The sequence below is a fragment of the Bradyrhizobium sp. 33ap4 genome, assembly GCF_032654765.1.
Lineage (GTDB): Bacteria > Pseudomonadota > Alphaproteobacteria > Rhizobiales > Xanthobacteraceae > Bradyrhizobium > Bradyrhizobium australafricanum.
On record NZ_JAUMTJ010000032.1, the window covers coordinates 36,147 to 60,656 of the forward strand.

At 63.8% G+C, this 24,510-nt stretch carries 26 protein-coding genes; 20 read left to right on the forward strand and 6 right to left on the reverse strand.

The window, feature by feature from the left end; translation table 11 throughout:
• Positions 1-25: 25 nt before the first annotated feature.
• Entirely contained in the window at positions 26-946 is a 921-nt protein-coding gene (locus Q2M23_RS24065; RefSeq protein WP_092084505.1) for a LysR substrate-binding domain-containing protein, read from the forward strand.
• A gap of 103 nt (positions 947-1,049) precedes the next feature.
• Here the strand turns inward: Q2M23_RS24065 and Q2M23_RS24070 are convergent, their stop codons facing one another.
• Positions 1,050-1,412 carry a hypothetical protein gene (locus Q2M23_RS24070; protein ID WP_225159392.1) on the reverse strand — a complete coding sequence of 121 codons (363 nt, stop codon included), beginning with the start codon at positions 1,410-1,412 and terminating at the stop codon, positions 1,050-1,052.
• A gap of 8 nt (positions 1,413-1,420) precedes the next feature.
• Positions 1,421-1,951, reverse strand: a complete 531-nt coding sequence (locus Q2M23_RS24075) for a hypothetical protein (RefSeq protein ID WP_316397248.1) — start codon at positions 1,949-1,951, stop codon at positions 1,421-1,423.
• A gap of 66 nt (positions 1,952-2,017) precedes the next feature.
• On the opposite strand from Q2M23_RS24075, the gene Q2M23_RS24080 reads away from it, so the two are divergent.
• Positions 2,018-2,629: an exopolysaccharide biosynthesis protein gene (locus tag Q2M23_RS24080; RefSeq protein WP_316397249.1), complete on the forward strand. Its 612-nt coding sequence runs from the start codon at positions 2,018-2,020 to the stop codon at positions 2,627-2,629.
• 109 nt (positions 2,630-2,738) lie between these two features.
• Entirely contained in the window at positions 2,739-3,011 is a 273-nt protein-coding gene (locus tag Q2M23_RS24085; protein WP_316397250.1) for a DUF2312 domain-containing protein, read from the forward strand.
• A gap of 216 nt (positions 3,012-3,227) precedes the next feature.
• Here the strand turns inward: Q2M23_RS24085 and Q2M23_RS24090 are convergent, their stop codons facing one another.
• Positions 3,228-3,821 carry an alpha-ketoglutarate-dependent dioxygenase AlkB gene (locus Q2M23_RS24090; RefSeq protein WP_316397251.1) on the reverse strand — a complete coding sequence of 198 codons (594 nt, stop codon included), beginning with the start codon at positions 3,819-3,821 and terminating at the stop codon, positions 3,228-3,230.
• A 510-nt stretch (positions 3,822-4,331) separates the two neighbouring features.
• Between Q2M23_RS24090 and Q2M23_RS24095 the strand changes: the two genes are divergently transcribed.
• The 9 genes from Q2M23_RS24095 (at position 4,332) to Q2M23_RS24135 (ending at position 15,527) form a co-directional block, all read left to right on the forward strand.
• Entirely contained in the window at positions 4,332-5,318 is a 987-nt protein-coding gene (locus Q2M23_RS24095; protein ID WP_316397252.1) for an ABC transporter permease, read from the forward strand.
• 59 nt (positions 5,319-5,377) lie between these two features.
• The gene (locus tag Q2M23_RS24100; protein ID WP_028334112.1) at positions 5,378-6,400 is read left to right on the forward strand and encodes a sugar ABC transporter substrate-binding protein; all 1,023 of its coding nucleotides are present in this window, start codon (positions 5,378-5,380) and stop codon (positions 6,398-6,400) included.
• A 115-nt stretch (positions 6,401-6,515) separates the two neighbouring features.
• Entirely contained in the window at positions 6,516-8,627 is a 2,112-nt protein-coding gene (locus Q2M23_RS24105) for an ABC transporter permease (RefSeq protein ID WP_316397253.1), read from the forward strand.
• Positions 8,628-8,630: 3 nt separating this feature from the next.
• Positions 8,631-9,749, forward strand: a complete 1,119-nt coding sequence (locus tag Q2M23_RS24110) for an SMP-30/gluconolactonase/LRE family protein (RefSeq protein ID WP_316397254.1) — start codon at positions 8,631-8,633, stop codon at positions 9,747-9,749.
• Positions 9,746-11,287: a sugar ABC transporter ATP-binding protein gene (locus Q2M23_RS24115; RefSeq protein ID WP_253590464.1), complete on the forward strand. Its 1,542-nt coding sequence runs from the start codon at positions 9,746-9,748 to the stop codon at positions 11,285-11,287. The genes Q2M23_RS24110 and Q2M23_RS24115 overlap by 4 nt, the downstream gene beginning before the upstream one ends.
• Before the next feature lie 49 nt (positions 11,288-11,336).
• Positions 11,337-12,092 (forward strand): GntR family transcriptional regulator, encoded by a 756-nt coding sequence (locus Q2M23_RS24120; RefSeq protein WP_028345041.1) that lies wholly within the window; start codon positions 11,337-11,339, stop codon positions 12,090-12,092.
• 111 nt (positions 12,093-12,203) lie between these two features.
• Complete coding sequence (locus Q2M23_RS24125) at positions 12,204-13,880, forward strand: AMP-binding protein (RefSeq protein ID WP_316397255.1); 1,677 nt, start codon at positions 12,204-12,206, stop codon at positions 13,878-13,880.
• A gap of 11 nt (positions 13,881-13,891) precedes the next feature.
• Positions 13,892-15,196, forward strand: coding sequence for an acyl-CoA dehydrogenase family protein (locus Q2M23_RS24130; RefSeq protein WP_057017126.1), 1,305 nt, complete (start codon positions 13,892-13,894; stop codon positions 15,194-15,196).
• 136 nt (positions 15,197-15,332) lie between these two features.
• Positions 15,333-15,527, forward strand: a complete 195-nt coding sequence (locus tag Q2M23_RS24135) for a hypothetical protein (protein WP_057017127.1) — start codon at positions 15,333-15,335, stop codon at positions 15,525-15,527.
• 125 nt (positions 15,528-15,652) lie between these two features.
• Here Q2M23_RS24135 and Q2M23_RS24140 read toward each other — a convergent pair whose 3' ends face one another.
• Complete coding sequence (locus Q2M23_RS24140) at positions 15,653-16,054, reverse strand: hypothetical protein (RefSeq protein ID WP_253587224.1); 402 nt, start codon at positions 16,052-16,054, stop codon at positions 15,653-15,655.
• 117 nt (positions 16,055-16,171) lie between these two features.
• Between Q2M23_RS24140 and Q2M23_RS24145 the strand changes: the two genes are divergently transcribed.
• Positions 16,172-17,464 (forward strand): c-type cytochrome, encoded by a 1,293-nt coding sequence (locus Q2M23_RS24145; protein WP_316397286.1) that lies wholly within the window; start codon positions 16,172-16,174, stop codon positions 17,462-17,464.
• Positions 17,465-17,516: 52 nt separating this feature from the next.
• Here Q2M23_RS24145 and Q2M23_RS24150 read toward each other — a convergent pair whose 3' ends face one another.
• Both Q2M23_RS24150 and Q2M23_RS24155 read right to left on the reverse strand, forming a co-directional pair.
• On the reverse strand, positions 17,517-17,810 hold the full coding sequence (locus Q2M23_RS24150) for a hypothetical protein (protein WP_253640146.1): 294 nt from the start codon (positions 17,808-17,810) through the stop codon (positions 17,517-17,519).
• Between the two features lie 4 nt (positions 17,811-17,814).
• Positions 17,815-19,785 carry a 4Fe-4S binding protein gene (locus Q2M23_RS24155; protein WP_316397256.1) on the reverse strand — a complete coding sequence of 657 codons (1,971 nt, stop codon included), beginning with the start codon at positions 19,783-19,785 and terminating at the stop codon, positions 17,815-17,817.
• A gap of 152 nt (positions 19,786-19,937) precedes the next feature.
• Here Q2M23_RS24155 and Q2M23_RS24160 point away from each other — a divergent pair, with 152 nt between their 5' ends.
• The 7 genes from Q2M23_RS24160 to Q2M23_RS24190 all read left to right on the forward strand — a co-directional run bounded on the left by Q2M23_RS24160 (position 19,938) and on the right by Q2M23_RS24190 (position 24,509).
• Positions 19,938-20,693, forward strand: coding sequence for a biotin/lipoate--protein ligase family protein (locus Q2M23_RS24160; protein WP_316397257.1), 756 nt, complete (start codon positions 19,938-19,940; stop codon positions 20,691-20,693).
• Positions 20,690-21,229: a DUF6505 family protein gene (locus tag Q2M23_RS24165; RefSeq protein WP_316397258.1), complete on the forward strand. Its 540-nt coding sequence runs from the start codon at positions 20,690-20,692 to the stop codon at positions 21,227-21,229. Before Q2M23_RS24160 ends, Q2M23_RS24165 begins: the two co-directional genes overlap by 4 nt.
• A complete protein-coding gene (locus tag Q2M23_RS24170) occupies positions 21,226-22,233 on the forward strand; it encodes a DUF6352 family protein (protein WP_316397259.1) in 1,008 nt (335 codons plus the stop codon). The genes Q2M23_RS24165 and Q2M23_RS24170 overlap by 4 nt, the downstream gene beginning before the upstream one ends.
• Positions 22,230-22,745 (forward strand): DUF3305 domain-containing protein, encoded by a 516-nt coding sequence (locus Q2M23_RS24175; protein WP_076826300.1) that lies wholly within the window; start codon positions 22,230-22,232, stop codon positions 22,743-22,745. Before Q2M23_RS24170 ends, Q2M23_RS24175 begins: the two co-directional genes overlap by 4 nt.
• Entirely contained in the window at positions 22,742-23,359 is a 618-nt protein-coding gene (locus Q2M23_RS24180; protein ID WP_316397260.1) for a DUF3306 domain-containing protein, read from the forward strand. The genes Q2M23_RS24175 and Q2M23_RS24180 overlap by 4 nt, the downstream gene beginning before the upstream one ends.
• 128 nt (positions 23,360-23,487) lie before the next feature.
• Positions 23,488-24,267 (forward strand): Cro/CI family transcriptional regulator, encoded by a 780-nt coding sequence (locus Q2M23_RS24185; RefSeq protein ID WP_316397261.1) that lies wholly within the window; start codon positions 23,488-23,490, stop codon positions 24,265-24,267.
• Positions 24,268-24,296: 29 nt separating this feature from the next.
• Positions 24,297-24,509 (forward strand): twin-arginine translocation signal domain-containing protein, encoded by a 213-nt coding sequence (locus Q2M23_RS24190; RefSeq protein WP_076826306.1) that lies wholly within the window; start codon positions 24,297-24,299, stop codon positions 24,507-24,509.
• Position 24,510 lies beyond the last annotated feature (1 nt).

Sequence of the window (24,510 nt, forward strand, 5' to 3'; positions counted from 1 at the left end):
TCGTTCGCTGATATCGGAAATTTTTATGTCTCTGACGTTCCGTCAGGTTCGGCATTTCATCGCAACCGCCGAGACCGGGCGCGTTTCGGCTGCCGCGGCGGCGCTCAGCGTGACGCAGTCTGCGGTCACCGCGTCCATCAAGGCGCTCGAGGCCGAGCTCGGCCACAAGCTGTTCGACCGTCACTCGAACGGCGTGACGCTGACCTTTGACGGACGGGAGTTCTTGCAGCGTGCCCGCGCCATCGAGGCCAGCGTATCGGATGCGATACGCGGGCCGCATCGCTGGGGAATGCAGGTGGACGGCACCGTCGATGTCGCCGTCAGCTACACCATCGCCGGATATTTCTTGCCGCCTTTGTTGTCGCGCTTCTGGCGATCATTCCCGGGCATCACGGTGCGTCTCCACGAGTTTCCGCGCGACGCGATCGAGCAGAGCTTGATCAGCGGTAGCGTCGATGCGGCCATCATGCTGGTTGCGAACTTGCATGACCGGCACTCCATTCGCTCGCGGCTCTTGTTGCGCTCGCCGCGTCGCTTGTGGACTTGCGTCAATCATCCGTTGCTTCGCAAGGACAGCATCAAGCTGGCGGACCTGGTGAGCGAGCCCTATCTGATGTTGACCGTCGATGAAGCCGAACGCTCCGCGATGCGTTACTGGCAGCATACGGCGTACGTGCCGAACGTCATCTTCCGGACCCTGTCGGTCGAAGCGGTTCGCAGCATGGTCGCAACCGGCATGGGAATTACAATCCTGTCCGACATGGTCTACCGTCCCTGGTCGCTCGAAGGACATCGCATCGATCTCAAGACGCTCGATGACGACGTCCACACCATGGATGTCGGGCTTGCCTGGAAGGACAAGGCGAAGCTTTCTCCGGCGGCTCGCGCGTTCTGCGAGTTCGTCGCTCATTCCTATCCCGGATCCGAGCCGGTCCAATTTGAATAGCGGACTTGCCCGTGCCAAGGCAGGTTTGATGATGGATTGGACCGAAGGTTGCCGACACGTGCCTCTGCGCCAACGTCGAACAGGGCAAAGGCGGCGCAGGACGTCAGGAGGTACCTGTCGGCTTGGACATTGCTGAAAGCGCGCGTCTCAGGGCAGTGGCGGCGACAACGCCTGCGCAGCAGCCGGCGCCTTTGACGAATATGTCTTTTATGTAGCCATGCCTGCCGGCGAGCAGCTTTTGAATGAGTTCGAAGCCGACAATGACGGCGAGCAGTGCCAGCAGGATTGGCAGGACATGCTTCGGATAGGCGAGCGAAAAGACGGCTCCGACAACGAAGAGCGCGGCAAAGCGATCGGCGTTTGGCGATATCAAGGTGTGGGGACGAAATGCCATCGTCGTATCGGTGACGATGAAGAGGCCGAGGATCAAACCCCAAGCCAAAAATCGGAATGCGGTTTGGGGCATTTCTGAGCTCAACGGGCCATGCTGCCGGGCGCGGCATTGAGCGGTGCGCCGCCAATCGAAACGGGACCCGAAGGCCTGGCGGCCCGAGGCGGCGGCTTTCTCGGCTGCTGGGTAGTTGGCGCGATCGGGGCACGCGGCACCTCGGCCGTAACAGGTGGCGGCGGCGCTGCCGGCGGGGGCAGATGCTGCAACTCTTCGACCTTCGAGGTCAGGACCGCCAGCTGGTCGGTAATGGCCTTCAACTGCGCCTGCCCGTCGGCTACCGACCGATCGAGTGCGGCGAGGTCTTCCTCGAGCTTCTGCTGGGCCGCGAGGAGAGTTGGCAATGCCTCCTTGTCGCTCCTCGTCGTCGCCCCGCCGGACGATTCGTGGCTTATGGCGGGGACCAACGCCGCGACTTCAGGCCAAGTGTAGACGCCGCCGGCGCCGACAAGGGCGACGACGACGATCAGAAGAAACCACGGCCAGCGGCGGCGACCGGCGGGCAGGGGGCTGTTCGGCGCATGGCCGTGCCACGCCTGGTCGGAATCGTTGTCCATCAATGCTTCCTAGGCGCCTCTGGCATTCGTTGCAATCGATACGGAGTTCGACCATGTTACCGGGTAATGCTTCATTTGCCCGTTCCCCGCTCAGCGCCTACCCGTACTTCCCAGCTCCTCGAAGAACTCGTCGCGCAAGCACCTGACGGCCCCGTCGACCTCGAATGGCTCCTCAGCAATCTGGACAGGCGCTCGTTCGGGCTGCTCCTGCTGTTGCTGGGGCTGCTTGTGATCGTCCCCGGCGTGGCCACAATTGCGACGCTGGCCCTCCTGTTTCCGGCGGTCGAGATGATGTTGGGGCACAGTGCTCCATCTTTTCCTCGCTTCCTGTCGAAGCGGCCGTTCGACTTCAAGCGATTCAAGCGGTTCACCGTCAAAGCAGGTCCGCTGCTGCGCGCGATCGAGAACATCAGCCGGCCGCGCTGGAACGCGCGCCATGACGTGACTGACCGGCTTGTTGGGTTGGTCGTGTTCCTGCTGGGCCTGTTGGCGGGCTGGCCCCTGCCTCTGGTCAACGTCATTCCCGGGATTGTGGTCGTCCTGATCGCGATCGCTTACCTGCAGGAAGATGGTCTGCTGCTGGCCGTAGCAATGGCGGCCGCGGTGATGTCCCTGCTTGGCCTTGGATGGACGCTCTGGACGTCGGCCGCGGCCGTGATCAGCTGGATCGCGGTCTGAAATACCGCGGCAAGCCGCGGGATAGATGCGCTACAGGAACCGATGAAGCTTAAGACATTGGTTATCACTTTGCTTTCATTTTCACCGCCTCATTCAACAAAGAGGCACCATGTCTGACATCACCATTCCCGGCGGAAAAATTCGTTCCTTCATCGAGCGGATCGAGAATCTGGACGCTGAACTGCAGGAACTGAACGAGCAGAAGAGGGAAGTTTTTTCGGAAGCCAAGGGTGAGGGTTTCGACGTGAAGATCCTCAAGGAGATCGTCAAACTGCGAAAGCAGGATCAGGATGAGCGCGACGAGCGCGAATCGCTGCTCGATCTCTATATGCGCGCCATGGAAACGGCACCGGCCGACAAGGCTGCTGCGAAAGCGGCGTGAGACGCCCGCTGCGTTCCCCGCGATCGACACTCCGGGGGCGCGCGATCTCTCGGCGGACGAACTTCCCAAGTTCGTCCGCCCCCGTCCCATCAACCATTCGCGCGGCGTTGGTCGCACCTTCCGCTCATGATTGCGTCTTCCGATCGGATCGAAGTAGCGCTCGATCAGGGTTGATGCGGCGATGCGCAGCGGAGCGCTGGAACCGGCAATCCAAGGTTATCGCGACGCTTTGGCGCCCCGCACCGTTTCGACCATGGTTCGGAAGGTGATCGAGTATCTGGGGGCCTCGACCGGCGGAATGCTGTGCTCCCATATCTGCCGTGCATCACCGGCCATCAGGTAGAGTGATCGGGGCGCCGCATCGAGCGTGAACCGCTCCCATCCGTTTTCCGTCCGACAACGAAAACGGAACTTGCATGCGGATCCCAGGGACAGTCCAAAGATCCGGTCGAAATGCGGCTTGTCGCGGTGCCAGCCGATACCGACGCCGCGATCATACTCGGTGCACAGGATCTGCCCGATCTCGGTCGACGCGCCGCCGAAGGATTGGATCGCGGCGACGATGCCGTTTAACCAGGACGGGAACGGTTCGGCACATTCCAGTCGGCGCGACCCATAGTCGTACCGGTAACCGAACGAAGCCACGCGGCGCTTGCCTTCGAATTGTCCGAACTGGAAGGGGGCAAGCGGAAGTGCCCGGATGTGGCGGATGAGTTCGCCCTCGGCCGCTTTGGAGATGAAATCCGGCGCGTAGTGCAGACCCGCCGGTCCTGCGGCGGGCGCATCGAACATCGACAGTTGCTCGGACAAATCTGGTACCGTCAGTGTTTGCGAACCTGTCACGAATATGGGCGCGCCGAGACAGAATTCAAACCGGCCGTCAGTTCGCTCGGGCTTCCACCTGGCGCGGCTTCGATGGGCGAAAGGCGGCGTCAAAGCTCGGTCTCGGCATTCTCTTTCGCCACGATCTTCAGGCCTTGGCCAGGAGCGATTGCCGCAACGTCGTCGGCTTCGTTCCATCGCCGCGGGTGACGGCGCTACGAGGACCAGTTGGCCTTAGGGACAGGCTCTCAAGCCGAATGTATCCAATACAGAAATGTCGGCTTCAAAAGGACCGATCGAACTCGGAAAATGCGCTTCGATCGCGGAAGCCAGAACATACATATATCCATGTAGATATAGATAGTTATGGAGGGCTTCAGGTGTGAACATTATCCTCCGTCAAACCAGCTGCTGTCCAAAATTTAGATACGGAGATTGACTTCTGGATACATTCTGTTCAATTTCCGCTCACAATAAAATCAATCCTGGGAGGACCCGGTGACCGGCAGTTCGGGCGCGCGCGGGGCGAAATTGACGCAGACGACGGCCGTGCTGGTGATGTGCGCGGTCCTGATCGTCATTTTTTCGATCTTCCTGAAGGGCTTCCTGACGCTGGGCAATCTGTTCGCGCTGGCGCGCAACATTTCGATACTCGGCATTCTCGCGCTCGGCATGGCCGTGGTCGTGATCGGGCGTGGACTGGATCTGTCGCAAGTCGCCTCCTTTGCCGCTTCCACCGCGATCGCGATCATTCTGATGAACTCGGGCTACGCGACACCGGTCGCGCTGCTGATCGGCTTCGTGATGGCGATCGCCATCGGCGTCCTGAACGGGTTTCTGATCTCGGTGATCGAGATGCCGCCGTTGCTGACGACGCTGGCGTCGAGCCTTGCGGTGCTGGGGATCGTGCGCACCACAGCGGTGCAGCACTATGTCGTCTATCTTTCCAAGGGGCATGACGAATTCCTGCGGCTCGGCGGCAACATCTGGGGCGGCGTTCCGATCTCGATCCTGATCTTCGCGGCCACCGCGGTCGTCGTGCATCTTTTCCTGTCGCGCACCGTGATCGGGCGCTTCGTCTATGCCCATGGCGACAATCCCGACGCCGCGCGTCAGACCGGTCTGCCGACCCGCCCGCTGACCATGATCGAGTACGCGCTGTGCGCCGCGATCGGGTATGTCGGCGGTGTCGTGATTGTCGCGCAGACGGCGCTGATGCATCTCCAGGTCGCGGAATCGACGATCATTTTCGACGTCATCATGGTTGTGGTGCTCGGCGGCGTCAGCCTCGTCGGCGGCCGCGGCAACGTGATGAGCGTCATCGCCGGAACGCTGCTGATCGGCGTGCTGCTGAACGGCATGACCATCATGGACATGGACGTGCAGACCCAGAACATCGTCAAGGGTGTCGTGCTGCTGATCGCGATCCTGCTCGATTCCCGGCTGCATCCGCGCGACGAGGAGACGTCGAAGCAGGGCGATTAAAGCTCTGCATCAACCAACGGGCCGCAACAGTCGGCCGACATAACAGGGGAGGAATTGACATGACGAAAGCTGTGCACAGGAGGGCGTTTGCCGGCATCGGGCTGGCGGCGATGGTGGCAACCGCCGCGCTGGTGGCTGCGCCATCGCAGGCGGCCGGGCCGCGCGACCAGCTGCGCGAGAAATTCGACAAGTCGCTCAAGGGCAAGACGGTGGCCTGGTCGCCGGTCTGGATGGGTGTTCTGGAATCCGAATGGACGCGCGTGATGAAGGATCGTTTCGACGATTACGGCATCAAGCTCGTCACCCGCGACGCCAACATGAAGTCCGACATCCAGCTTCAGACCGTCAGCGACTATATCAACGACAAGCCCGACGTGATCGTGGTGCAAAATCCGAACGTCACGCTGCTCGCCAAGGAGCTGAAGCGTGCGATGGACGCGGGCATCTATGTCGTGCAGGTCAACATGGCATCGAACACCCTGACCGACGCCTATGTCGGCGTCGATGCCAAGGATCTCGGCACCAAGATCGCGCGCGAGGTCATCAATCAGTGTGGCGGCGGCAAGGGCTCCGGCGAGGTTGCGATCCTCGAAGGTGAGGCGACCGCGGCCTATTCGCTCGACATGAAGAATGGCGCGATGGAGGTGTTCAAGACCGACCCGTCGATCAAGGTCGTGTCGTCGCAGCCGACCAGCTGGGACGCCAACAAGGCCGGCGACATCACGACCACCGTGTTGCAGCAGCATCCCAAGCTGTGCGGGATCCTCAGCGTCTGGGGACCGCAAACCGCGGGCGCGGCGCAGGCGATCAAGGCCGCCAACATGGGCGACAAGGTGAAGGTGTTCGTCGCCAGCGACGGCCAGCCTGCGGATTGCGATCTGCTCGAGCAAGGCGCGTTCTCCGCGAACCTGTCGTATCGCGCCGACGTGCAGGGCCAGACCATCGCCGACGCGGTGATTGCGCTGTTGCAGAGCGGCGACAAGCCGGGCGCGAAGAACATCGCCTATTACACGACCCCCGCCTGGGTGAAGTCGAAGGACGATCGCATGTACTGCTTCAGCATCCCGAAGGGCGCGAAGTAAGTCGTTCCGGCGCCCGCGCCCACCGCGGCGCGGGCAGGCCGGAGCTGTCGATCCCAATCCCCCGCGTCGTCCCGCCGTTCGGCCGCTGCTGCGCCGAGCCCGCCGGAGTCTGTTGATGAAGAGCCTGCAACGAGCCTGGCACCGCCATTCGCCCCAGTTGTTCCTGGGCGAACTGCTTGAGAAGCGCTGGATGGAGCCGATCATTCCATTCACGCTGACGATCGCGGTTTTCCTGGCCTTCGCGATCATGATCCCGCGCTACCTGACGGCGGGCAGCCTGCAGGAATTGATGCGGAATTTCGCGGAGCAGGGCATGGTCGCGGTCGCGATGGCCTTCTCCGTGCTGTCGGGCGGCATCGACCTGTCGGTCGGCGCGGTGTTCGCGATGTCGAACTTCCTCGCGCTCTATCTGTATCTCATCCTCGGGCTGCCGCTGCCCGTGACCATCGTGCTTGTGGTCCTGTTCGGTGCGGCGATGGGCGCGATCAACGGCGGCCTGATTGCCTACGGCAAGACCCGGCCGTTCCTGACGACGCTCGTCGTCCTCATCATCGTCCGCGCCGCCTACAACAAGGTGACGGTTGCGTTCACGAACGAACTCGCGAGCATCGACAGCGGGTCCAGTACGTGGGACTTCATGGATTCGGGGAGGGTTCTCGGCATTCCCTTCAACATGCTGGTGCTGATCCTGCTTGCGGTCGGAACCCACTTCTTCCTCACCCGCATCAAGCCCGGCGTCCACATCATGGCGGTCGGGTCGAGCCGCAAGGCGGCCCGCCACGCTGGCGTCAACGTCAAGCGCGTGCTGTTCTCCGCCTATGTGATGTCGGGCGCGATCGCGGCGCTGGCGGGGATCCTCTATGCCGCGCGGCAGAGCAGCTCGGGCACCGACACCGGCGTCGGCTGGGAGATCAACGCGCTGGCCGCGGTGGTTCTCGGCGGCATCAGCCTGTCCGGTGGCCGCGGTACCATCGCGCGCGCCGTCATGGGCGCGGCGATCATCTTCATGCTCACCAGCGGCATGGTCCGGCTCGGCATCTCCGGCAACCTGACCACCGCCATCATCGGCATCATCCTGCTGCTCGCGGTCGGCTTCAACGTGAAGTGGGTCAAGAACAAGGGCAAGGTGCTGCAGAAGGTCTACGTCACCCCAAGCTGGGTTGATTTCGAGCCGCCGCCGTCGGTCGAGCGGGGCAGCGGCACGCCGTTCGCGGAGAACGATCGCCTGAAGAACGCGGAAGCGATCGCGCTCGACATGATCGAGGGCCCGGAAGACATCATCCTTGACCGCAAGGACAACCTCTACACCGTCAACCGCAACGGCTCGATCATCCGCTTTCTCGCGCCGGACTATACCGTGCGCGAAGAGTTCGCGCGCATCGGCGGCCGGCCGCTCGGGTTGGCGTTCGATCGGGATCAGAACCTGCTCGTCTGCATCGCGGGCATGGGCGTTTACGGCGTGAAGCCCGATCGCTCGGTCTTCAAGGTCACCGACCGCACCACGCGCACGCGTACGCGCCTCAAGGACGACTCGCGGCTCTATCTCGCTGACGATCTCGACGTCGCGCCAGACGGCAAGATCTATTTCAGCGAGGCCTCGACCCGCTATGAACTCACCGACTGGGCGCTCGACGGCTTCGAGGGGCGCGGCAACGGCCGGCTGATCTGCCACGATCCGAAGACCGGCACCACCAGGACGGTCCTCAAGAACTTGACGTTCCCGAACGGCATCTGCATTTCGCATGACGGTCAGTCGGTGCTGTGGGCCAGCACCTGGCTATGCCAGATCAATCGCTTCTGGATCGCCGGCCCGAAGGCGGGCACCAGCGAAATCCTGATCGACAACCTTCCGGGCTATTGCGACAACATCAACCGCGCCTCCGACGGCAAGTATTGGCTCGCCTTCGTCGGCCTGCGCACGCCGGTCTACGACCTTGCGATGCGCAACCCTGTTTTCCGCACCCGCATGGTCAAGCAGATCCCGCCGGACGAATGGCTGTGTCCGGGCATCAACTACGGCTGCGTGGTCAAGTTCGACGACAACGGCGTGGTGACGGAATCGCTCTGGGATCCAGGCGGGCTTTCGCATCCGACCATCACGTCGGTCCGTGAACACAAGGGCTATCTCTATATCGGGGGTCTGGAGAACAACCGCATCGGCCGCATCCGCCTGCAGGACGCCGACCCGACCTGGGAAGCGCACAAGTCCTATTGGGGAAGGGCCTGAGCCATGTCTCTGCTTGGCGATATCATCGATCGCGTGCTGTCCCCGAACCGGGAAATTCACGGCATTCCGGTGCTCGACGGCGCCTTCTCCCCGAACCAGCGGCTCGATCAGGCGCGCCAGCTCGGCGACGAGATCGAGCGACCGGACGACATTGCGCTCGGGCAGGACGGTGCGCTCTACGTCTCGACCGGCAACCACGTCCTGCGTTGCACGGGAGACGACTTCAACACGCGCACGGAGTTCGCGACGCTCGACGGCCCGGTCGGCGGGCTTGCCTGCACGCCGGACGGCCGGCTGCTCGCCTGCGTCTCCGGCGTGGGGCTGGTGGCGCTTTCGCCGGCTGGCGAGATCATCGGCAAGCTCGAAAGCGTCGGCGGTGAAAAGATTGCCTGTCCGCTGTCGGTGACGGTCGCGCCGGACGGGGCGATCTACCTGACCGACGGCTCGCGAAACAATCGGCCAGAGCATTGGCTGACCGACCTGATGCAGAACCGCGCCCCCTCGGGCCGGCTCATCGCCTGCAATTCCTCGCTCGGCAATGCGAGCGTGCGTGCGGACAAGCTCGCATGGCCGCTCGGCTTGGTCGTATCCGGCGACGGCAAGGAGGTCTGGGTCGCCGAATCCTGGACCCACCGCCTGACCGCTTTTTCACGCACGGGTGACGACAGGCGCGTGATCGTCAAGAATCATACCGGCTACCCGGCGCGTCTTGCCCGAGGCGCGAACGGTGAGGTCTGGATGGCCTTCCTCGCGCTGCGCACGCAATTGACCGAATTCGTCCTGCGCGAGCGGGCATTCTGCGAAGAGATGATGCGGACGGTGCCACCTGAGCTTTGGATCGGGCCGGCGCTGGATGGCCGCCTCAATCCGCGCGAACCGACCCAGATCGGCCGCATCAAGAAACTCGGCATCCAGAAGCCGTGGGCCCCGCCGCGTTCCTATGGCCTTGTCGCCCGGCTCGACGCCAGGGGCGCGGCGACCGAGACGCTGCACAGCCGGGTCGATGGTCGGGTTCATGGAATCACCGCCGTCCGCCCGATCGGCTCGCGCGTGCTGGCGGTGTCCAAGGGACGCGATTGCCTCGTCGAACTGCCGCCTGGTCGCGGCATGCAGGAAGGATGAACGCCATGCCGGCGGAACAACAGGCAGGGACCCCGCTGCTGCGGATCGTCAATGGCAGCAAGGTCTATGGCGGTCTGCACGCGATCGATGGCGTTAATTTCGATCTGCGGCCGGGCGAAATCCACGCGCTGCTGGGAGAGAACGGCGCCGGGAAATCGACGCTCTGCAAGGCGATTGCCGGTGCGATCGTGCTGACCTCCGGCGACTACCTGATCCAGGGACGCAAGGTTTCGTTCGCGTCGCCAAAGGAAGCGCTCGAGGGTGGGGTCGCAATGGTCTACCAGGAATCCAGCCTGGTGCCCTCGATGACGGTGGCGCAGAACCTTGAACTCGGCATGGAGAAATGGGTCACGGTCTACAGCAAGATCAACATTGCGGCGACCCAGTCGTTGCAATCGATGAACTTCAACGTCGACCCGCTGGTGCTGGTGGAGAATCTCGGAACCGCCAAGCGGCAGATGGTCGAAATCGTGCGTGCGGTTCGCCACAACGCCCAGGTCTTCATCTTCGATGAGCCGACCGCATCGCTGACCCCTGAAGAGACCCAGCACCTGTTCCATCTTCTCAACACCCTGAAAGAGAAGGGCGCCGGGATCATCTTCATCTCGCATGCTCTGGAAGAGGCATTGAACATCGCGGATCGCATCACCGTGCTGCGCGATGGCAAGCTGGTCGCCACTGTACCGGCGAAGGACGTCACGCGTGACGCCCTGGTGCGGATGATGGTTGGCCGTGAGGAAACCGCAGCGCAGTACGCGACCCACGGGGCTGATCCGGATGCGCCGAAGCCGCATGCCTCCCGCGGTGAGAAGGTGCTTTCGGTCGAGAACGTGACGATGGGCAGCATCGTCAAGAACATGTCGTTCTCGGTGTTCAATGGAGAAGTCGTCGGCATCTTCGGGCTGGTCGGGGCAGGGCGCTCCGAGATCGCGCAGATCGTCAGCGGCGCCCGCAAGCGCAACTTCCTGCGCGGCGGGATGATCTATCTGCGGGACAAGCCGGTCCGCTACCGGGTGCCGCGGCAGGCGGTGCGCGACGGAATCGCCTACATCACCGAGGATCGCAAGGTCGACGGTTTCTTCGAGACGATGACGGTGGATCAGAATATCTATCTTGGCTATCTGTCATCGCCGCGCGTCAAGCGGTTCCTTTACTCCGCGCGCGAGATGAAACGGATCGCCGATCAATGGATCTCGGCGCTCTCGATCTCTGCATTGAAGCGGACGCTGAAGATTGTCGAATATTCCGGCGGCAACCAACAGAAAGTCGTGGTGGGAAAATCTCTGGCCCAGGAGCCTACGGTGGTCATCTTCGACGAACCGACGCGTGGTGTCGATGTGAGCGCCATTCCACAAATTCACGAGGCGATTCGCAGGCTGGCGCGCGAGAACAAGGCGGTTGTCGTTATTTCTTCCTATCTGCCGGAGATTCTGGCTATCTCGGATCGGATCCTGGTCGCTCGCGGCGGACGTATCGTCGAGGAAATGGCACGGGCTGATGCGACCGAGGACAAGATCATGTACGCGGCCATTCATTGAAGGAGGGCCTTTCATGAGTCCTTATCAGCGGCCTCCCCATTGGAAGGACATGACGCGGGACGGCAATGAGGACGATCCGGAGTCCCGTCGCCTGATGAGCGAGAGGATCGCAAGCGAGATTCGCAGCGCGGTGCTGAGCGGCGAGATGCGGCCAGGCACGCGGATTCGGCAGGAGCTTCTTGCGGCCCATTTCGGAGCCAGCCGCATTCCCGTGCGCGAGGCGCTGAAGCAGCTCGAGAACGAGGGGCTCGTCGTGATGGCGCCGAACCGTGGCGCCTGGATTGCGGACGTCAATTCGGAAGAATCGATCGAGATCTACAAGATCCGTGAAGCGGTCGAGCCGCTTGCCATCGGCGAAAGCGTTCCAAATCTGACCGACGAGGATATCGAGACTCTTGACCGCATTGTGCGCGAACTTGAGCAGGTCACCACGCTCGAGGAGTACATCCAGCTTGATCGGGAGTTTCATCTACGGACCTATTCGCGGGCGCGGATGCCGCAACTGCTCGCGATGGTCGAACGCTTCTGGAACAGCACGCAGCATTTCCGGCGACAGTTTGTGAGCGAGACCTATGCCAAGGACGGGTTTCCGTTCTCCGATCCCCAGCATGTCCTGATCATGGACGCGATCCGGGCGCGCGATGTCGAAGCTGCACAGGTGTTGGTGCGTCTCCACATCCGGCGCACGCGCGTTGTCATTCAAGCAAAAGAGAGTGGGGCGGCCCAGCCGCCCCTTGCAAGCCGTGCCGCGCTTCCGCATGCGCGTCTCGGCTCGGTCTATCGAGGAAAAAGTGCCAATGAGTAGTGGCGGCGAACGCCTTTTGCCACGGTTCCTGCTGCGCCAGGTGGCGGCGGGCTATAGCGGCCGCCGGCCCGGACGGGGCTGCCATCGTTGCGACAGTGGTAGCAAGCGGCGATGACTGTCGACCTGGATTCCGTGTCGCGTGCACGCGCTTACGAGGAAGCCGCGGGCCGGCTGCGCGCGCGGCTCGGGGAATCGGTCGCTCCGCCCGATCCCGGAAGGCGGACGGCGCTTGATCTGTTTCGAGCCGCGCCGCGCGAGGCGCCGGCCGTGTTCTATTTCGATGCGACGCAGACCTATGCCGATATCGATCGGCTCAGCGACCGGCTCGCCGCCCGCTTCGCGCAAAAAGGAGTCGGGCGCGGCGATCGGGTCGCCGTCATTCTTCAGAATGTGCCGCAGTTCGTCATCGTCAGCGTAGCGGCCTGGAAGGTCGGGGCCATCGTCGTCAGCCTCAACCCGATGTACCGCACGCCAGAGCTTCGCAAGCTGTTCGGGGATTGCGAGCCGAAGGCGGTGATCTGCCACGACGATCAATGGGAGAACGTTTTCCTGGCCGCCGGTTCGGTCGATTCCGAGCTGGTGTTCTGGACCGGCGCTCGGGAATTCCAGCTGCGAAACGATGTCCGGGTGCTGCCGGTGCCGGGCGCAGCTCCGCAGGCCCGGGCGCTGGCGACGGTTTTCGCCGAAAATGCAGCTGCACCACCGGCACCGGTTCTGACGTCCGACGACATCGCCCTTCTCTTGTATACCTCCGGAACCACGGGCGTTCCAAAGGGCGCCATGCTCACGCATCGCAATCTGGTGGCGACCGCGTTGATCTGTTGCGATCATTTCGAATTGAACGGCACGTCGTGCATCTTTGGGGTCGCGCCGCTGTTCCACATCACCGGCTTTGAAATCCAGATGGTCGCGGCGTTTGCCGCGCGTGCAGCGATGGTGCTGACCTATCGCTTCCAGCCCCAGGTCGCGCTCGATGCCTTCCTTGAATGGCGGCCGACATTCATCGTCGGTGCCATCACCGCGTACATCGCGCTGATGAACCAGGCTGACGCAACGAGCCGGCATTTCGAGAGCTTCGTACATTTCTATTCCGGCGGCGCGCCGATCGCGCCCTCGGTCATCGATGCCTTTGCGAAACGGTTTGGACGGGCGATCCGTAGTTCCTATGGAATGACCGAACTGACCTCTGCAAGCCATCTTGCGCCCAACGAAGGTCGGATTCCGGTCGATCCCGACTCAGGCGCGCTGTCGATCGGCAGGCCGACTTCGGGCGTCGATGCGATCGTCGTCGACGACGAGCGCCGCCCGCTCGGACCCGGCGCGCATGGCGAGGTGGTTGTGCGTGGCTCAGGTGTGATGGCCGGCTACTGGAGGAAGCCGGCGGAAACCGACGAGGTGCTGACCAACGGCTGGCTGCATAGCGGCGACGTCGGCTTCTTTGACGAGAGCGGCTGGTTCTACCTCGTGGACCGCAAGAAGGACATGATCTCCGCCTCCGGCTTCAAGGTCTGGCCGCGCGAAGTCGAAGACGTGATCTATGGCTTTCCGGGCGTGCGCGAAGCAGCCGTCGTCGGCGCCGCCGATCCCTATCGCGGCGAGACGGTGGTCGCCTTCGTCTCCGCTCAACCCGGCACCGTGATCGATGTTGCCGCGCTCTCGCGCTTCTGCCGCGAGCGACTGGCGGCCTACAAGTGCCCGGTCGACATTCGCGTGCTGGACGATCTGCCGAAGACGGAATCCGGAAAAATCACCCGAAACACGCTCAGGGACGGCCTACGCGGCCGGTAAGGAGAATCTACATGGATATCACCCAGAGCGAGCGCAGCCAGCAACTGGCCGCGCGTCTCCAGCGCTTCATGATGGAGCACATCTATCCGAATGAGCGCCGATACTATCAGGAGGCCGAGCGGCTCGGGCCCTGGGCTGTGCACCCGGTTGTCGAGGAACTGAAGCCGCTCGCACAACAGGCCGGCCTGTGGAACCTGTTTCTACCCGCTCACGAGGACGGGCTGACCAATCTCGAATATGCCCCGCTGTGCGAGATCATGGGACGTTCGCATCTTGCTCCCGAGGTCTTCAATTGCAGCGCCCCTGACACGGGCAACATGGAGACCATCCTGCGCTACGGAACGGAGGCGCAGAAGGAACGCTGGCTGAAGCCCTTGCTGGCCGGCGAGATCCGTTCTTCCTTTGCGATGACGGAGCCCGACGTTGCCTCGTCCGACGCGACCAATGTGGCCAGCTCGATCGTCCGTGATGGCGACGATTACGTGATCAACGGTCGCAAATGGTACACCACCGGCGCCACCGATCCGCGATGCAAGATCATCATCTTCATGGGGCAGACCGATCCGCAGAATCCGGATCGTCACAAGCGTCAGTCGATGATCCTCGTGCCGAAGGAGACGCCCGGCGTGCATGTCGTCCGTTCGCTGCCCGTGCTCGGCTTCTACGGCGTCCCGGATCGTGCATCCGAGGTGATATTCACCAATGTACGCGTGCCGGCCGCCAACATGCTGCTCGGCGAGGGGCGTGGGTTCGAGATCGCGCAGGGTCGGCTCGGGCCCGGACGCATTCATCATTGCATGCGGCTGATCGGCCTCTCCGAGCGCGTGCTCGAGCGCATGTGCCGACGCGCGCTGAAACGCGTCGCCTTCGGCAAGCCTCTCGCCGAGCAAACCGTGACGCTCGAGCGCGTGGCCGAAGCGCGCATGAAGATCGACCAGGCGCGGCTGCTGACGCTCAGAGCGGCCTACATGATGGACACGGTTGGCAACAAGGCAGCGCGGCAGGAAATCGCGATGATCAAGGTCGTCGCGCCGAACATGGCGCAGACCATTGTTGACTGGGCGATCCAGGCGTTCGGGGGAGGCGGCACCAACAACGACCATTTCCTTTCGGCAGCGCTCGCGACGACTCGCTTGTTGCGACTGGCCGACGGCCCCGACGAGGTCCACCGCAACCAGATCGGCAAGCTCGAATTGCGCCGATGGCTCAACGTCGATCCCGCACGGACCGGCGGCGGCGCGGATCCGTTGTCGCCCGATGAATCCGAATCCTGGTCCGAAGGCGGCTTGTGGCCGCGCCCGAAAGATTTGCCATAGGCGGGTTGGGAAGGGGCTGGAGCCGGAGCGCATCGGCTCCAGCGCTGATCAACAAAAGGAGAGTTGTGAGCGATCTCACAGGGGGACGTCGAATCCTGCACTAGTCAGGACTCTCCCAGAACCAACGGAGGTTCGCATGAAGCTCCTGATGATCGCCGGCCTGACCGCCCTCGCGCTTTTTCTGGCTGCGACGAATGTCCCGAGATCGCATCCATCGTCCGTGAGCCACACATCGGTGGCAGGGATGCCCGCTGTGCAAGAACAAGACAAGCTGCCGGTTGAAGATTTCGACGATCGATCGCTGGTGTTTCCGAGGGGAACTCAGCAATAGAGAATGGTGCCGTCGCATCCGAACGCATTCGGTTCGGGATGAGCGGGCTGGAAATCGTCTGGCGTTGAACAGCGCAACGCGTCGGACGGGTTGTTCGCGTGCGCAGCCCCGTCGCGCGCTGTGTTTCAAAAACTCATGAAGATCGGGTTGATCTCAGCGGGATCGCCGACATGTTCTGGGAGTTGAAACGGCGCACCGTGGCGATCGACTATCAGAATTGCCAGTAGCAGCGCCAACACCGCAGCGATGTAGATGAGCAGTGGCGACGCGTCCCGGCTGGTGGGATTGCGATCCCGCGGCGGCAACACGCGAGAATGCCAAATGCGCGAGATGAACTGCAGATATGCTTTCGGATGTATTTGCATGTTCGACCTCGATTGTGAGGCGCCTTTACCAAGACTGCGACCGCGTGGGCCGCTCTTCAAGGCGCCGCTTGTCGCACCCCAAACCGAATACGAGCTCCCTTGTTGATTACTGGTGAAATGGGCACGTTGTTGCCAAGGGCCAAGCCCGTCGCCCATGGACACGCCAGATTTCCAGAATGATCGCCGGCGGGGCCGATGGACGCCAGGGGAGCACTTTGGCCGGGCAGCAAAAACGGGCAGAATGGCTTGGGGGCTGCGCTGCGAGTGTCTCCGACGGCCATGGATTTGATTTTGCGTCTCGCCACGTTCCTTGTAACAGCATCGCTGCTTCTTGCGCTGCAACCCGCGCAAGCGCAATTGGCCGGACACGGCGGACCTGTCCGCGCGATCGCCGTTTCAGGCGATGGCAGGACGGTTCTGTCGGGCAGCTTCGACACTGCGGCGATCCGATGGTCGCTGGCAACCGAGTCCGCGGATCAGGTCCTTCGCTTCCATTCGGGTGCGGTGAACGCGGTCGCCTTCCTCGGCGATGGAAGAATGGCAACGGCGGGTGCGGATGGCCAGATTGCCATCTGGACGTCGGGCCGGCCGCAGCCGGACCGGGTTTTCGCGGACCATACGGGACCCATCGTCGGGCTCGCCGTTTCGCCCGATGCATCCAAGCTCGCATCCGCCTCGTGGGACCATACCGTGCGGCTCTCGTCGTTGTCCGACGGGGGCTCGCGCGTGCTGCAAGGTCACTCGCAAAACGTGAATGGCGTGGCCTTTGCCCCCGACGGACAGTCGCTGGTGAGCGTGGGCTACGATCTGACGGTGCGGATCTGGCGCCTGCCGGACGGCAGCGCCGAGGTCGTCACGGTGCCGTTGCCGCTGAATGCCGTGGCCATCTCGCCTGACGGCGAAATCGTCACCGGCGCAGCGGACGGCAAGCTGCGCATGATGACGGCCGACGGCAAGGCAAGCGGCGAGGTCACGGCCGGCGCCACTCCGATCGTCGCCTTGGCAGTCTCGCATGACGGCGCCTTGATCGCCGCGGCGGCCATTGACGGCACGGTGGCGATCGTCGATCGCAAGGCGCGCAGCGTGCTGCGCACGCTCGGCGGGCTGGGCGGGCCGGTTTGGTCGGTGGCATTCCTGCCCGATGGCGTGACGCTCCTGACCGGCGGCGCCGACGGCAAGATCAGGCGCTGGAATGCACTGACTGGCGCGGCGGCCGGATCGAACGTGGTGGGCACGCCGAGGGACCCGCTCGCCGCTTATGGCGGCGATCACGGCGCCGAAATCTTCAGGGCCTGCGTCGCCTGCCACACATTGTCGGAGACGGAGGTGCAGCGCGCCGGTCCCACCCTTGCCGGACTGTTCGGTCGGAGGATCGCCTCGCTGCCGGGCTATCGCTTCTCCGACGCACTCAAGACGATGGACATCGTCTGGACGCCGGAGACCGTCTCAAAATTGTTCGAGATCGGGCCGAACGCCTATACGCCCGGCACGAAGATGCCGGAGCAGCAGATCGGCTCGGCCGAAGATCGCCGCGCGCTCACGGACTTCCTGGCGCGTGCGACGTCGAAATAGCCCGAGTTGGCGCTAGCCGCCTTGCGGCGTCCTCAAGCGAAGATATGAGGCTTTAATACCCCGGCCATTGCTCCACTGGAATTTTCGTCAGCTCCGGGTTCTCCTTGAGCATGCGGGCGATATTAATGCTGGGATGTTCCTTGAGCGCTGCCACGACGCACTGGTTGACGTATTTGCGGCGGGACAGCCACTTGATCTTCTTGCCCTTCGCCTCGGCCTTGCAGGCGACCACCGCCTGCTTGAGTGCAACCTTTTCGGCTTTGGTAAGAGCGGCGGCCTCGACGGCTGTGCCGCCAAGGGAGGTGGTGACAAGGCACGTCGACAGAACCTTCATGAATCGAGGCATGCGGCTAGTCCTTGTTCTCGCGTTGACGCAGGTAGTCATCCGTCGTTCGTGGCGGCGCGCGTTCCGGCACGTCCTGGATCGGATCGAACTGCTGTTCGCTCATGACGATGACCCGGCAATCGGCGCACATCCGCAAGGCCTCGGTCCGGCGGTCCCCGGCAGGGTACATCCAATGCCGTCCCTCGAGTTTGGTCGCGATCCGATCGATCGTGCTCTTGACGCCGAACGGCGTGCCACAGCGAATACACAGGGCAGGTTCTTCTTCCTTGATCACCCGCGCCGGCGCGCGTCTTGCCCGGAAATCGATCTGCGGGGCGAGCCTGATGACTTTTTCAGGACAGGTGCTCTGACACAAACCGCACTGCACGCAGGCGTCCTCCACGAATTTGAGGACAGGGCGGTCGGGATCGGCGCGGAGCGCGCCGGTTGGGCAGGCCGAAACACAGGACAGGCACAGCGTGCAACCGGCGACGTCGACGGTGATCGCACCGATAGGTGCACCCTCAGGCAAGGCGATCACGTCAACCGGCTTGGGGGCGAGGCGATGCAGTTCGCTCAAGCCGAAGCGAAGCAGATCGCCGCGTTTGCCGACCGTCAGGAAAGTCGCGGGATTTTCGAGGCCGGCGAGGGGGCCAATCCCCGTCAGTTGCTCGGCCAGAGTGTCGGGATCGTCGGTTTCGATCGTGCTCACGCGGCGGCCGTCAAATCCGAGTCCGGCGAGAATGGTCTCGGCCATCCGGATCGTCAGCAACGATCCGGTCACGTCGTGTCGTGGCTTGGCGCGCAGCAGGAGCCGCACGGCAGCCGCGCCATAGCCGAAGGCGCCGATGATGGCTTCCAGGCCGACCTGCGTCAGCTCGTTGACGGCGAGGGGAAGCACATTGGCCGGCAATCCGTCGCCATGGCGGGCGAGCGCATCGATCAGCGGCGTGCCGTGCTGGCTGTCATGCAGCAGCAGGACCGGATGTGTGCCGCCGGCCTCGCGATAGGCGCGCAACATGGCGCGGAGGATCTGCAACTGGGTATCGGCGGGTGGCAGCGCGTAGGATGCCGCTCCGGTGGGGCAGGCGGCCGCACATTGCCCGCAGCCTGCGCACACCTCCGCGTTGACTGCGACATGGTCGCCGTCCGGCGTGATCGCGCCGGTCGGGCACAAATCGAGGCAGCGATGGCATCCGATCAGCTTCGAGCGGGAATGCGCGCAGAGGCTGGGTGTGAAATCGACATATCTCGGCTTGTCGAAGCTTCCGACGAGATCGCGGGCGGCGAGCACCGCACGCAGCATGGCCGCGGGATCTCTCGGATCCGCGCGGAGATAGCCGTCTCGCAGATCGTGTGCGGGAAACAGAGGCGGCTCGCCGGAGAGGTCGAGCACGAGATCGCAGCGCGAGATCGCGCCGTTGCGCGGGGCTTCGAACTCGAAGCGGGCGCGTGAGGACGGGCGTGGCTGCGCGTAGTCGTCGATCGCGAGCTCGAAGCCGCCAAAGTGCCCCCGCGCATTGCGGATCGTGCCCTGCACGATCGGGAACACGGCCGCGGCAGGCGGCACGAGGTCCGCCGGCTTCCTGAGCATGACCGTGACGTCGAGATGGTCCGCCAGCAGCCGGCCAGCCTCGATCGCGGTCTCGTCGCGCCCATAGATCAGGATGATGCCATCGCTCGACAATGTGACCAGCGGATAGTCCGGCGCGGGAACCGCGGCCGCTGCAAGCAGCGCCGCCATCTTCGGGCCCGCCTTCGCGCCGTCGCGCGACCAGCCCGCCGTCTCGCGGATGTTGACGAAGCTGATCGGGCCGGCGCGTTCGCCCATCTCATTGGTGAACTGGCCGGCCTGCTGCGTGCAGGCGACGGTCAGCGGGCCGTCGGCTTTCGCGGCGTTGCGGAAATCTTCGAGCTCGGCGCCGCAGAGATGACGATGGCTCCTGATCTCGCAGTTGGGACATCCACGCTGGATCGCGGCCACGTCAAGGCGCATCGTGTCTTCACACGAGCAGATCAGGACGGTCTTCGCTGGCTGCTCCAGGTCGATCCCTCCGCGGGTGCGGCGCCGTCTTGCGGACTCGCGCCATTCCTTCACCTCGTATAGATATTCACTATCGGAAGGAAAAGGAAAGTGGAGGACGGCCCTTGCGGTCGACCCCGACCAGCCGCGTCTCCGTGACGGAAGCGATCCATCTGCCGCCGCCATTCACGCTCGTCCGGTTGCGTGAGAGCGGAGACGCCTTTGCTCACGCTTGCCGCATTGCACCTAAAAGCGGTGCCGGCACGCTGGTGTGCGTCGGGCGGTTCGATCTTGCCGAATTCGCTGTGGTGCTCGAGCCGGGCGAGCCCTTGGCCACCGCGCGGCGCGCCTTCTATGCCGGCATGGTCGCGCTCACCGACGCCCTGCGCGCCTATGCGCCGCCGCACAAGACGGTCGCGATCGGCTGGCCCGACACCGTCGCGATCGACGGTGGGCTGGTCGGCGGCGGACGGATGGGATGGCCGACGTCCGCGCGCGAGGACGAGCCGCCTGCCTGGCTGGTGTTCGGCGCCATGATCCGGACGGTCGCAATGGCCGATCAGGGACCGGGCGTCCATCCGCTCGCGTCCGCGCTGGATGAGGAGGGGTTTGGCGAAGCGGGAGCCGTGCAGGTGACCGAGAGCTTTGCGCGGCACCTGATGCGGGCGATCGATAGCTGGCAGACCGACGGCTTTGGCAGCCTCGCGCGCGACTATCTCAGCCGGATCCCCCGCGAGCGGCGAACCGTGCTGCGGATCGATGACGGCGGCGATTTCCTCACGCGCCGCGTCGGTGCCGACAGGATTGAACGCAGCGTACTCGTCAAGGCACTCGGAACGCCGTCCTGGTTCGATCCGAAGCTCGGAGGGCCGCGGCTATGAAACTGCTCCGCAGCATCGCGCTCGATCCCTCCGACACCTTCGTATTCGATGTGGCGGCCGAGCCGGGCGAATGGGCCGTCTCCGGCGCCTTCCGCTTCTGCGATCAGGATCCGACGAAGCTGACCGGCAAGGCCCGCGTCGCGTTCCGCAGTGGCTTCCTTGGGGTGCAGTCCTGGGGCTGGTCGACGCTGGTGCAGATCGTGCCTGCCACCGAGAACGATTGCAGCGCGCTGATCGACCGCCTCGCGAGGCAATTGATCGATCGCTTCGGTGCGCCGGATCTGGCGACCGCGCGGACGGCGGCGGAAGAGGAGGTCGCCTTCGCGCAGTCGCTCTGCAACCATCCGGTCAGCTCGCTCATTGCCGTTCACCGTTCGGTGAGCGACGGCGAAGTCCGGGAGTCGTTCCGCAGGCTGCAACTGCGCCAGGGTCAGGGACACAGCAAGGCGTTCTCGTTCATGGAAGTCGAAGACGATGTCGAGCCTGACGGTGATCTCAAGCTTGCCGATATGAGTGGGGAGTCGCGGCACCGATGAATGATTTCTGGATCGCGTGCGGCCACCATCTGCTCGATCGCGACGGGAGCGGGGGGCTTTGCGTCACCGACGAGTTCCTGAAGGCCTATTTTGCTCGTCCGGAGCTGGTTCCGCCGGACGAAGCATGCCCGGTCGAGCGGCGGCTGCACCGCGCGCTGTTCGCGGCTCCCCGCAGGCCGGTCGGCGCCGAAGAGATTGACGCGATCGTCGATGCGGATGCTCGGGAGAACTGGCGGCTCGTGCTTGCCTTCCGCGACCTCCTCGTGCGGCATCCGACGCTGGAGCAGGCCTATCTTGCAACCGTCCGGTCCGGGACGAGCGATTTGCCGCCGCTGTTTGTCAATCAGCTCGTGCACGTGATCCTGCGCAATGCGCTCGATGGCTGCGATGATCCGTTCGTGCTGCGCGCAGCCGAACTGTTCTTCCGCCCGCAGCGCATCCTGCCGCAGGAGCAGGCCCTGCTGCTCGGCGATGAAGAGATCGTCGGGGGACAGAGTCCGACCCCGGTGCTCTCGCTGATGTCGATGCTGGGGGCGGTGACCGATGCCGAGCTCGACGTCTTGCGTGAGGACAACGCCGACGACTACTGGCGCCGGAGCGATCAATTCGACATGGCATTCGACCTCACCGCAGGCGGCCGCGGGCCGGCGGCGCTGGCGCAGGCGATGGTGCGCTGGATCTCCCATCTGCTCGGGATCGACGTCAGCATTGAGCCGCTGCGCGAGCTTCGTGATGCACGTCTCACCTGGTATGTCGGGCTCGACGCCGATGCGACCAGGCTCGGCGACCGTCTCTGGCATGGCGAGCAGCTTGACGACCGCAGCGCCGGACGCGTGCTCTCATTGTTCCGCCTGACGTTTGCGGACACCAGCGTGGCCGCAGACGAGATGCGGGGCGAGCCGGTCTATCTCATTCTGTCGATGAACGCCGATCAGAAGCTGCGGATGAAGCCGCAGAATTTGCTGACGGCGCTGCCGGTCAAGCATCTGGAGATGGCGACATGAGTCGGGCCGCGCTGCCGCTTGTGCGTGTTCCCGTCGGCGTCGTGGTGGAACGGCATCAGGCGGACTCGCCGTGGACCGATTTCGTCTGGCGCGCGGTTGCCGTTCTGCCCGACGAGCCGGACACCAAACCCTGGACGGTGCTTCGCGACGAGAACGGGACGACGCTGTTTTATGCCGGCAGCGCCACGGTCGATCTCTATGGTTCCGAGACGGCGCGCTATCGCGACAATCTCGCCTCGGGCAGTCCGGCCATCTGGGCCGTCTTGTCGCCGGCGGAAGGCGCCTGGCCCTACTCGGTGGCTGCCGCGACCGCCGATCCTTCGGAGGGCGAGGCGTTCACGGAGGCCGGTGCGAATCTGGTCGAGGCCGTCCCCATGCCGGAGATGCTGCGTGAGCAGATTGAAAGCTTCGTGGCCGAGCACCACGTCGAACGTGAGTTCTTCAAGCGCAAGCGACGGCGGGCCGATCCCGAGGCGCTCGCGCGCCGGCAGCATGAAGGCGGACACGAATGAGTGAGGACAAGTTCCTGACGCGCTGGTCCCGCCGCAAGCAGGAGGCAAAGGCGAACGCCACGCCACCGGATCCGGCAATGCGCGACGACATGCAGTCGCCGCCGCCAGCCGTCAAAGACGACGACGCGGAGTTCGACCTTGCGAGCCTGCCTTCGATTGACACGATTACCTCGGCGACCGACATCACCGCGTTCCTGCGCAAGGGAATCCCGCAGGAGCTGAGGCGTGCGGCGCTTCGTCGCGCCTGGAGCGCCGATCCCGTCATTCGCGACTTTGTCGGGCTTGCCGAGAATGCCTGGGACTTCAACGACCCGACCGCGATGCCGGGCTTTGGCCCGCTGGATTGCTCCGAGGCTGAGCTCACCGCACTCATCGACAGAATCGTCGGCGGCCTCGGCAAGCCGGCCGAGGCACCGCCCGAGCGTTCGGTTGAAGTCGCGGATTCTTCGCAGGAATTGCGCGAGGTCGAGTTGCCGGGCATCGGCGCCGAAGAAGCCGCGACCACGGGAACCGCACCTGATCCTGCTGCAACGCAACGAACGCTCACCGAAAGCTCCGACGGCGAACAGGTGCCGGTTGAGCGCCGCACGCACGGCAGCGCGCTGCCTCGCTAGGGACCGCGACGAAAGGCCATAGCCTCAGACTATGCAGCTGATTGACCCCCCGTTGGGCTGGGACTAGGCTTCGCTAGCGCTTTGTAAGAAAAGCAAAATCAGCACCCGGGACTTGGATGGAGGTCCACGTGCGCGATGCTGGCCTTGAGCGAGCCATTGACGCTGCCGGCGGCGTTGCAGAGCTTGCGCGCAAAATCGGCATCAGCCAGCCCTCTGTTTCGAACTGGAACAAGGTGCCCGCGCAACGGGTGATCGCCGTCGAAGCCGCCACAGGCATCTCGCGCGATCATTTGCGGCCTGATCTGTACAGCGAGCCGTTTTTCTCCGAAGAGCCGATCGATTCTGTCGATGTCGCGCGTGCGCAGGAATATCTGCTGCTCGCGACACTGTTGTCCGCTGCACCATCGAAGAAACTGCTCGATCAACTGGCTGCGTTGACCGCCGATGCCACGCCGCTTGGGCGCGCGCATGCCGCGCTGGCCGAATCCGCCGCCAATGCAGTCGCGGCGACGGTCGAACGCGAATATTTCGATCTGTTCACAGGTCTCGGCCGCGGCGAACTCTTGCCCTACGCCTCCTACTATCTGACCGGCTTTCTCAACGAGCGGCCGCTGTCGAGGCTGCGCGCCGACCTCGCTGCGTCCGGGATCGAGCGCATAGCGAACAATTCCGAGCCGGAAGATCACGCGGCTCTCCTGTGCGAGATCATGGCGGGCTTCGCGGGAGGGCGTTTCCCGGCGCCGTTCGACACGCAGCGTGCCTTCTTCGGCAAACACGTCGCGCCCTGGATGGGGCGGCTGTTCGTCGACATCGAGCGCGCGGAGAGCGCCGTCTTCTATCGTGCGGTCGGTGCGCTTGGTCGCGCCTTTGTCGAGATCGAGACAGAAGCATTCACGTTCGCGAACTGACCTGCATCCGCAGGTCCAGGAGAGATGCGATGAGTGAAGACAGGACAACCACAGTCGGGCGCCGCGATTTCTTGCGCAAGGTCGGCGTCGGCACGGTGGGCGCGACCCTCGCAACGCCGCTGGTCGGGGCTGCGCAGGCTGACAGCGAAACCAACGATGAGAAGCGCAAGGCGCGCTACAAGGAAACCGATCACGTCAAGGCGTTCTACCGCGTCAATCGTTATCCGGCCAAGGGAGGTTGAC